Consider the following 10,393-nt stretch of genomic DNA (forward strand, 5'->3'; position numbering starts at 1 on the left):
GTTGTACTATAATATTGTAGCGTGAGTTGTAAATTGAAATCCAATAGCCCCGGGTTTTAAAATACATGAGAAAATGAACTGAATAAGGAGGGAACTCGATGAAAACTTTTATGGCAAAAGCTGAAACAGTTGAGAGAAAATGGTATATCGTTGATGCTGAAGGTCACACATTAGGACGTTTAACATCAGAAGTAGCGAAAGTATTAATCGGAAAGCATAAGCCTGTCTATACACCACATGTTGATACTGGCGATCACGTTATTATCATTAATGCAGATAAAGTTGTGTTAACTGGTAAGAAATTAGAGCAGAAATTATATAGATGGCACACTGGACATCCAGGTGGATTAAAAGAGGTTCCATATAAAGAAATGATGAAAAACAAACCTGAAGAAGTTGTTATGCATGCAGTAAAAGGTATGCTTCCAAAGAACAAATTAGGTAGCAAAATGCTTAAGAAGTTACGTGTATATAGAGGTACTGAGCATAACCATGCAGCTCAAAAACCTGAAGTATTAGAAATTAAATACTAGTGTTCCATACTGAAAGGAGGAATAGAATTGGCTGAATTAAAATATTACGGTACAGGTCGTAGAAAGCATAGTGTAGCAAGAGTTTACTTAGTTCCTGGAACAGGTAAAATTACGATTAATAAAAGAGATATAGATGATTACTGTGGTTATGAAACATTAAAAGTAACCATTCGCCAGCCTTTAGCATTAACACATACAGCAGATAAGTTTGATGTGCTTGTTAACGTGCACGGTGGTGGATTCACAGGTCAAGCAGGTGCTATTCGTCATGGTATCTCAAGAGCATTATTACAAGCAGATGATGAATTCCGTCCAGCTCTTAAAAAAGCAGGTTTCTTAACAAGAGACCCAAGAATGAAGGAAAGAAAGAAATACGGACTCAAGGCTGCAAGACGTGCACCTCAGTTCTCAAAGAGATAATTTATTTCAAATTACAATCCCTCAGACAGTCATGTTTGAGGGATTTTTACATGAATAAAAATAAACAAATAATAGGAATAAAAACCAGTTTATAAGAAAGATCAATTTCTATCATGCTAGACAAGCAAACACAAGAGTAGTAATATAGGGTTGTAGCTATCGGGAATAAAGTAGAGATGTTATCGTAAGTAAAGGTAAATGAGTAAACTCTTTTAAGGTAAGCGTTATTTTTGAGAGTAGGGTGGAGGGAATAGATGAATAAACAATTGATACTATTAGTGATCATTATAATAAGTCTTTGTGGGTGTACATATAGTAAAGAACAGCATAAAAGTAATCCTGATGATGAAGGAAATACACATAGCATTGAAAAAGAGATGAATGAGCTTTCATCCGCAGAAGACCATTTAGATAATAATAATCATGATGTTGAGCTTAACAATCAATTAGCTTCAGAAAATGAAGATGCTGAAGTGGCCTTTAATGCTGAAAAAACAGTAGAGGAAACCCCAATAATAGATGGTATGAAAGGTGAAAAAGACAATAGTGACGTTCCAATACAGGATAAGGGTTTAAATAAAGATGAAGCATCAAATAAAAAAGAATTGGAGCCACTTCAGGTTAAGATTCACCTAAACACTCAGAATGAAAACAGCAATATACAATTGCCCAATACATGTAAAATAACGGGTTCACATTGGTCTGATAAACTACTAGTAGAAATTACCCCAAAGAACAATGTTGAACTATCTAAAGAACTTTTAAATACATTAGATGATTTGTATATGTATGCCAACTGCGTAATTGAAAACAATACACTTCAAATGTTAGTTCCCATAGACGATGCATTTGAGTTTAAAAGTGAAGATTTGAATATCGTTGGGTACTCATTAGTAGAAGACGTCTTAATAGAATCTGGTTATAGTAAAATGAAATATGATATTATACGATATAACAAAGAACATACCCAAGAATTATTTTATACGGGTGATATAGTAGATGATTATCTGAATGTGGATATTATATTTGAAGAAGCTCAGAATCAAGAAGCAATTGAAGCTGCACTATTGGATAATTTAGTTGGATTAGAAAGTGAAAGCCAGTTGCCAGACGTTCAATTTACATGGCAAGATCAATACATATTAAACATGTATATAACCAATATGGCTGAAGGAATAGATTACGCTATTAATTTTAATGGGTTTATCCAATTAAATGGTGCCATTTACTATGAGGTTATTCATCATTACCAAGGATTTGATGGTTTGTATCATTATACTTATCCTGAAATATATGGATTTCATAAGTTGCCCAAACAGAGCATTATTGATTTTAACCTTAATACCTTACAAGAAGAACAAATTGGAATGATTAAACATTATTGTTTTAGTATTGGTCAAATATGGAAGGCATCTAATAAATTGATAGTGGGTATACAAGGTGAATGGGGGTATTATACCTTTATTTATGATTATGTGCATCATCAATTGATGAGTGAAGACGCTTTATATGTCTTTAACTATGAAGATGTAAGAAAAAGAGACAAATACGCGTATATCTTACTAGAATCAAATCTGATGAAAATAGACATGGAAACATTGGAGGTTGTTAGCAAGGTAGATAATAACACATTGGATATAGACGTGATTAAGTATAATGAACATACAAATCAGTTAATTGGGTTACGTTATAATTACGATAAAGAGTCGTCTTATCTTATGTTGATAGATGAAAACTTAAATACTATAAGTGAGATAGCTATTAAGTATAAACCATTAATTGGGTTTCTAGCTTACTACGAATTATATTGGGTTGATGATGAACATGTAGCTATTGCAGGTGGAGAAAAACATGCCATCAATACCTATATCTATAATATAAAATCAGGTAAGCAGATAAATGTTATAACAAATGAAAAGATAGTATCCATTTCACCTCATTATCAATATATGATTTTTTCAGACTTAAAATCCAATACACTGAAAGTTAGAAATATCAAGCATGAAGTTATAGCAGAAATAACGGTAAAAAAAGATTTTACAATTCCATTATATCAGTACTATGATTTTTGGCATGATCAATATTTTTACTTGCATGTAGGTGATACAAATAAAATGCTTATCATGGAGATGGAATCATTGACGAGTAAATATGTTGAGCTGCCTTATGAAAGAGCTGCTATTTTAGAAATTGTTGATGAAACAACAATTAGGCTTGTAACCAATACAGATAGCATGACAAAGAGTTCATGTATTGACTGGTAAGAGAAGATGTGTCCCTCAATCATTCGTGGTTGAGGGGCTTTTTTTGTTTTATATGAAAATCCTTGATGTTGCGTGTGAAATTGAAGTGTTTCCATATGCGTCAAGGACTTTCTATACGAAGCAACTTGCTTAGCAAGACGAGATTAGTCGCTTTGTTAAGAACAGATTAGACGAATATTATAGCGCTAAAAAATATAATTAGATACATCATATCCAGATATACCCTATTAATTTCAAGTTATTTCATAAATATTGTCGTCTGATGAAACTTTTAGCCTGTTCATGTTATCTAACTAATAGACATTAATTTATAATAAGAAACATGGGAGGATGAATGATGATGGGTTATAAAAAAAGAGTAAGGATTGGTCTGCTATTCATGCTATTGCTAAGCATAGCAGCTGGGTGTTCCTCAAAAAAAGAGGATGACGTAAAAGATTTTGATATGCAAAAGCTTGCAGACCAATTACAGGAGGAACTAGGATTCGAGGCATTAATAAAAGCAGAAGAGGCCGTTGTATTTGATTTATATCCTCTGGAAAAAGAGGATGTGGATGCTTACTTGGTGTATGTCAGTTCTGGTGCCACCACGGAGGAAATAGCCATATTTAAAGCTCGTGAAAAGGACAAGGTTGAAGATATGATGGCATCCATTCAAACCAGAATCGCAGACCAAGAAGAGTCTTTTGCTACATATCGGCCAGAAGAATTAACACGCTTAGAAAATAAACGGATTGAGCAACGTGGGCAATATGTGATCTTATGTATCTCTAATAATCCAGATAAAGCATTAGACGTTATTGATAATGTCATTGGGTAGACATAGAGGGGAAGATGACATGACGTATAAAAAAAGAAGACAAAATAAAATAATAAAAAACATCCTATACATACTTAAGTGGATTTTACTGTTGCCTTGTATCCTGGTAGATTATCTTATTTGTTCTATTATTAGATTGAAAAGAAGGCGGTGCCCACATAACAAACAAGCAATGTTCATCGGTATAGGTATCCTAGTATTGAGTTGTGCCATGGTTTATTACATGTCAGGTAATGTTTTTTTTGGTATGCATAAAGAGAACAGTGTACCATCTGTAAGTGCTCATGAAGATAGCCACAATGATAAGCCCATGGATATGAAGAAAAAGGAATATGGTATACAGATAGGAGTAGATAAACCTTACAATCTGTTTATGCATGATATGGCAACACAACATAAGGAACTGACCAGTAGCACCTTTACAGATAGTCCAACAGATGCTCTGAATCAAGAGGTTAAGACCAATGATATGACTGTTAAAGAAAATCAGTCTATAGATGACAATTTTTTTCAAAAGACATTATTCATAGGTAATTCAAGAACCAAGGGTCTTTATCTGGCTTCTGCACCAAAAGGGGCTACCTTTTATGCCCATGAGGGATTATTGGTGAATAATGCTTTGACCAAAACATTTATTAAGCAGAAGGACAACCAGTTAAAAATATCTATACCAGAGGCTCTTAGTAAACAGTCATTTGACAAGGTGTATCTGATGTTTGGCACCAATGAACTGGGTTGGGTATCTCTGGATACATTCATAAACTACTACCAAGATATCATAGACACCGTACAACAACACAATGAAGATGCCACCATTTATGTACAAGCTATTTTACCTGTATCGGAAAAGAAATCAGAATCAACGACCATATATACCAATGATAATATTGTGAGATTCAATGAGAAAATAATGACCATGTGTAAGGAGGAGAACATACATTATCTGGATACATGGGCAAGCGTCGCTAACGATAAAGGGGTCTTACCAGATGAGGCATCAACAGATGGCATTCATCTAAATAAGACCTATACAGAAATATGGCTTGATTATATTAGAAGGCATACAATCCAAGAAACATCAATTAAAATGAAGGACAGAATGAAGCATGGTATTTAGCAGTATTACGTTTATCTTTTACTTTTTACCTGTGGTACTGATGTTATATGTTATGGTACCTAAAAAAATGCGTAACCTTATCTTGTTTATGGTGAGCTTATTTTTTTATGCTTGGGGTGAACCCAAATATATTCTCATCATGTTGTTTTCTACCATGGTCGACTATACCAATGGCATAGTCATTGATAGGGCATTACAAAGAAATCAACAAACAAGAGGGAAGTTATTCTTAGCTCTATCCATGGTCATCAATATCGGATTACTAGGCGTATTTAAATATGGAAACTTTTTGATACATAATATGAATACTATTTTTGATTTATCCCTACATGCTCTAGATGTTGCATTACCCATTGGGATATCTTTCTACACATTTCAAACCATGTCCTATACCATTGATGTGTATAGAAGAAAAGTACCCGTACAAAAAAATATCATTGCCTTCGGCACTTACGTGACCCTCTTCCCTCAGTTAATCGCCGGCCCTATTGTTACCTATAGCAGTATTGCGAAACAAATGGTTGATCGAAAGGTGACCATTGAAACATTTTCTGACGGGGTTAGGCGCTTTATTATCGGTCTCGCTAAAAAAGTTCTCTTAGCTAATAACATTGGGTATCTGTTTGATACCATCCCCAATAGTCACTTACAAGAATTATCTGTAGCAACGGCTTGGCTTGGAATGATAGCTTATACCTTTCAAATATACTTTGACTTTTCAGGTTACTCGGATATGGCTATTGGCCTTGGGAAGATGTTCGGTTTTCATTTTAATGAGAATTTCAATTACCCCTATGTGTCTAGAAGTATAACCGAATTCTGGACAAGATGGCATATATCCCTTAGCTCATGGTTTCGTGAATATGTGTATATTCCTCTTGGGGGCAATAGAAAGGGATTCAGAATTCAAATGAGAAACATGGTCATTGTGTGGATGTTAACAGGCATTTGGCATGGTGCTTCTTGGAATTTTATTATCTGGGGAATCTATTATGCCATCTTGTTAATCATTGAAAAACGATGGTTATTAGGTGTACTTCGTCGATTACCAAAGGTATGTTCACATCTATACACCATGTTGTTTGTCATACTGGGTTGGGCTATTTTTGCCTTCGATGACTGGCGGGTATTGAGTCAATATCTGCAAGGGATGTTTGGTATGCACCATCATGGCATTGTGGATCATGATTTTATCTATTACATGGCATCGTATAACAAGTTGATAGCTGTATTGTGCATGGCATCCACAAGCTATCCTAGACGTGTGGTTCAGCAGCTGTTTTTTCATACCCGCAGTTCCATATGCTGTGTTTTGGTGGAACCAATAGGCTTGGGAATGATGTTTATACTATCCATTGCCAATATTGTCAATGCATCTTATAACCCATTTCTGTACTTTAGGTTCTAACGAAAGGAGGTCTATATGAAGCAAGCTATAAGCAATTGGATAGTCAGCATCATGTTTATTACAATCATTTTCAGTTTATCCCTAGCTACCCTGCTAAGTGACAAGAAGCTTTTCTCAGAAGAAGAAAACAGGTTTTTGAAACCATTGCCACAATTAACCTATGACCAATTCGTACATAATAACTTGACAAGGGCATATGATACCTATCTGAATGATCATTTTATCCATCGGTATCAATGGGTGAGGTTGAAGGTCACGACAGATTATCTTATGGGGCGCAAAGAACATAACGGTATCTATCTATCCACAAAATATTTGGTTGAAAATGTTAAGGATAAAGGCAAATACTACAGTGACGACAACATACACCAGATGATTCAATTCTCTAAGAATGTGCCTGAGTCATCGGCTGTTTATTTTATGTTGATTCCATCAGCTTCTGCCATACAATCCTATAAAGTGCCTCCCAATGCACATACCTTTAATCAATGGGCATTTATACAACAAACATATGGTCAGACAGAGCCTTACATGAACAATATAGGTATATACGATGATTTACTGTCCTATAAACATGACTATATTTATTATCAAACAGACCACCACTGGACAATGGATGGCGCTTATATTGCATATAAGAGAATGGCTCAGGTCATGGATTTCACACCAGTTCCTTATGAAGATTTGGATGTAAAAACAGTGTCAAAGGATTTTAAAGGGTCACTGCATACCAAGAGTGGTTTTGATCATGTTCAATCCGATGTAATGAAGGCCATTGACCATGATAACATTGATGAATTTATCGTATACAATGGAGAGAATAAACAAACCCATGAAGGTATATATTTTGAAGCGTATCTTACAAAAAAAGATAAATATACCTATTTCTTAGGTATAAACCAGCCTAAAGTTACCATCAAAACCAAAACACCTTCTGATAGACAGTTACTTATATTTAAAGACTCCTATGCTCATTGTCTCGTGCCGTTCTTAACCTATACTTATGATAAGATTACCCTCATTGATATGCGTTATGTAAATTCAGATATCTTAAGTGATTTACAGTTATCAGACTACAATGACATCCTATTTATGTACAGTATTGATGTGATTCTAAATACCAAGAACACTTCAAAACTAACGTACATGTATAAATCTGCAAAAATGGGTGATGAGTAACCTGCAATTTATGTCGTAATGTAGGGTAGAAAGATGGATGCAATTTAAATAAAATAATGGTAATTGATTACCAAAGTGTTATATAAAAATACCAATATGCCGATATAGTATAGAGATAATTTACATCTAATAACAAATTATGGGATAAAAGTCTCAAAAGAAACAATATATTTGCATAAACATGCATAAGATAGTATAATGTAGTAAAATGTAAATTATGGAAATTTCTATGAGAGGGTAGGTGTTTTTAAGTGAAGCAGAAACGTAAGCCGCCAAAGCTAAAGTTCGCGAAAAAAACAAAAAAAGTGAAAGAGCCAAAAGTAAAGAAAATCACTAAATCTTCTAAAAAAACAATGAAAAAAGTAAAAGAGAAAAAAGAGAAACGCACACGGGATATGAAGGATGTTACAAACTATGATAAAGCTATTCAGGAAAGATTACCTCTAAAGGTGAAACTCATGCTGTCCCATACTATCATGGCTATCTTACCGATACTCATCGTAGCATTGGTGATCTTATCACAAGTAAGAAAAGGCGTAACCAATCAAGTGGGTAGCCAAAATGAAAAGCTGGTAACCAGCATTAGCATGAATATTAATATGAAACTGGACGAAATGGAGAATATATCCATGGTGATCATGGGCGATGACTCCTTAATGAAAGCAGTTAGTAAGACAGAAGCGGATTATGAAAACTTGTTTGATATGATAAAAGAACGGGAAAGTCTCATTAACGAAAAACTTTTCTCTGTTCATTATTCCAACTACAACATTGAAAACATTTTAATTCTCAAGAGAAATGAAACCATTTCTTCAAAATCAGCCAAAGATCAAATAGAAGAAGGATTTTTTGAAAGCGAAGCCTATGAACAAGTCAATGCAGCAAAGGGCAGAGCAGTATGGTTTAGTAACTTTGGTCAAAATAAAGACAGTGTCTACATCATGCGAAAGCTATCTCGGATGTCAACAGCTGAAGAAATTGGTATATTAGTTATTGAAGTCAAGAAATCCTATATCGCGGAAGCATTTAATCTGTTAGATGATGAAGTGGATGGTTACTTACTCTGTGACCAAGGATTGATTATTGATCACAGCCATAATGAAAACATTGGTGAGAAGTTCGCCGACTTTTCAGAAATTACAAGTAGAATAACCGAAGATAGTAAGGTTGGAGACTTTATGCAAAAAGGTAAGATGACAGCTTATGCCATGAGTAAGAACAATTGGTATTTCGTTGAACAAGTACCGACAAACAAGTTCTTAGGTCTCATCCAATCCATAACAGGGGTTATTGTATGGTTATGTGTCCTTATTTGTGTTTTAGCAGCTATCATCGCCTTTATTGTATCCATGAATATTTCTTATCCTATTCGCTACATTCAAAAGAAAATGAAGCTAGTAGAAGAAGGCGATTTAACAGCAGTATCCAATATAAAAGGTAAACACGATATGGGACAACTCTCCAAGAGTTATAATGCCATGTTAGACAGTACCAAGAAATTAATCCTTAACACCCAAGGTTTAACACAAGTAGTCGCAACAAATTCATCAGAAGTATCCAGCATTGCTCAACATTCAGCGGCAGGCTCCAGAGAAGTCATGGTAGCCGTAGAATCTGTATCACAAGGTGCCATGGAACAAGCAACAGATGCAGAGAGAGCTGCGAGTGTTGTCCAAGCATTAGTAGGCAAAGTAAACGATACTGAAAATTACTTCAACAATGTTGTGGAAGCAACCAACAATACCAAAGAAATTAGTGTTGAAGCAGCAAGTATTATCACGGAGTTAAATGAGAGTACAGCAGAATCCAGTGAGTTATCAGGGCATATCAAATCAGATATCAGTGAACTAGTGGATAAGTTCCAAGAAATACTGAAGATCATTGGATTAATCGATGGTATCAGTGAGCAATCTAATCTATTAGCCCTCAATGCCGCCATAGAAGCAGCACAAGCAGGGGAAGCAGGAAGAGGCTTTGCTGTTGTTGCCGATGAAGTAAGAAAACTTGCCGTACAATCAAAAGACGCCGCTAGAGATATATCAACCATCGTAAAAAAAGTGCATCAAGCAACCAATAAAACAGCCCAAATGATAGAAGATGGCAGCGACATCTACACAAGACAACAACAAGCAGTTCGTAAAACAGATGATGCATTTAACCTTATTGTCTATAACATGGATGCTATAAAAGAAAAAGTTGAACAAGTATTCGCCATGTTATCTGGATTAGAAGAAACCCAGAACGAAGCCATTGACTCCATAACCAGCATCGCATCCATTGCTCAAGAATCAGCCGCAGCCATCGAAGAAGTCTTAGCCACTGGCGAAGAGCAAACATCATCAGCAGAACAATTAGTACAGATGTCCAACGAACTAACAGGCGTTATTCAAGATATGAACAAAAGCCTAGAAGGATTTAAAATCAAATAATCAGTCTACATATACATAAAACAATAACATCTATCATTTAAAAGTTAACGACAAAACAAGAGAAGCTACCCTCAACTATCATGTTAATGTAAAGGAAAATTACCTTTCCAGAAACTATACATGGTACTTGAGACGTAGCTTCTTGTTTTACTTAAAACAAGAGTTGTGAAGTGCAGGCACTATCCCCCGCCCACTCAAACTAGCCAAGTAGGTGAAGGGGTAT

General features: G+C 35.1%; 8 protein-coding genes. All 8 read left to right on the forward strand.

Annotated features, from left to right (window positions below):
- Positions 1 to 98: 98 nt before the first annotated feature.
- The 8 genes from rplM to HZI73_RS04085 all read left to right on the forward strand — a co-directional run bounded on the left by rplM (position 99) and on the right by HZI73_RS04085 (position 10,170).
- Positions 99 to 533, forward strand: coding sequence for a 50S ribosomal protein L13 (gene rplM, locus HZI73_RS04050; protein WP_212696983.1), 435 nt, complete (start codon positions 99 to 101; stop codon positions 531 to 533).
- Between the two features lie 27 nt (positions 534 to 560).
- Positions 561 to 953 carry a 30S ribosomal protein S9 gene (gene rpsI, locus HZI73_RS04055; RefSeq protein ID WP_212696984.1) on the forward strand — a complete coding sequence of 131 codons (393 nt, stop codon included), beginning with the start codon at positions 561 to 563 and terminating at the stop codon, positions 951 to 953.
- A gap of 254 nt (positions 954 to 1,207) precedes the next feature.
- Entirely contained in the window at positions 1,208 to 3,217 is a 2,010-nt protein-coding gene (locus tag HZI73_RS04060; RefSeq protein ID WP_212696985.1) for a hypothetical protein, read from the forward strand.
- Between the two features lie 334 nt (positions 3,218 to 3,551).
- Complete coding sequence (locus HZI73_RS04065; RefSeq protein WP_212696986.1) at positions 3,552 to 4,037, forward strand: DUF4358 domain-containing protein; 486 nt, start codon at positions 3,552 to 3,554, stop codon at positions 4,035 to 4,037.
- 19 nt (positions 4,038 to 4,056) lie between these two features.
- Positions 4,057 to 5,154: a GDSL-type esterase/lipase family protein gene (locus tag HZI73_RS04070; protein WP_212696987.1), complete on the forward strand. Its 1,098-nt coding sequence runs from the start codon at positions 4,057 to 4,059 to the stop codon at positions 5,152 to 5,154.
- Entirely contained in the window at positions 5,144 to 6,562 is a 1,419-nt protein-coding gene (locus tag HZI73_RS04075) for an MBOAT family O-acyltransferase (protein WP_212696988.1), read from the forward strand. Before HZI73_RS04070 ends, HZI73_RS04075 begins: the two co-directional genes overlap by 11 nt.
- A 15-nt stretch (positions 6,563 to 6,577) precedes the next feature.
- Entirely contained in the window at positions 6,578 to 7,741 is a 1,164-nt protein-coding gene (locus HZI73_RS04080; RefSeq protein WP_212696989.1) for a DHHW family protein, read from the forward strand.
- A 251-nt stretch (positions 7,742 to 7,992) separates the two neighbouring features.
- On the forward strand, positions 7,993 to 10,170 hold the full coding sequence (locus tag HZI73_RS04085) for a methyl-accepting chemotaxis protein (protein WP_212696990.1): 2,178 nt from the start codon (positions 7,993 to 7,995) through the stop codon (positions 10,168 to 10,170).
- Positions 10,171 to 10,393 lie beyond the last annotated feature (223 nt).

Origin of the sequence: Vallitalea pronyensis (assembly GCF_018141445.1) — a bacterium.
Lineage (GTDB): Bacteria > Bacillota > Clostridia > Lachnospirales > Vallitaleaceae > Vallitalea > Vallitalea pronyensis.

Excerpts from the sequence above, each read along its gene's own strand:
- rplM (WP_212696983.1), top strand. The coding sequence starts at position 99 with ATGAAAACTTTTATGGCAAAAGCTGAAACAGTTGAGAGAAAATGGTAT.
- HZI73_RS04060 (WP_212696985.1), top strand. The coding sequence starts at position 1,208 with ATGAATAAACAATTGATACTATTAGTGATCATTATAATAAGTCTTTGT.
- HZI73_RS04065 (WP_212696986.1), top strand. The coding sequence starts at position 3,552 with ATGATGATGGGTTATAAAAAAAGAGTAAGGATTGGTCTGCTATTCATG.
- HZI73_RS04070 (WP_212696987.1), top strand. The coding sequence starts at position 4,057 with ATGACGTATAAAAAAAGAAGACAAAATAAAATAATAAAAAACATCCTA.
- HZI73_RS04075 (WP_212696988.1), top strand. The coding sequence starts at position 5,144 with ATGGTATTTAGCAGTATTACGTTTATCTTTTACTTTTTACCTGTGGTA.
- HZI73_RS04080 (WP_212696989.1), top strand. The coding sequence starts at position 6,578 with ATGAAGCAAGCTATAAGCAATTGGATAGTCAGCATCATGTTTATTACA.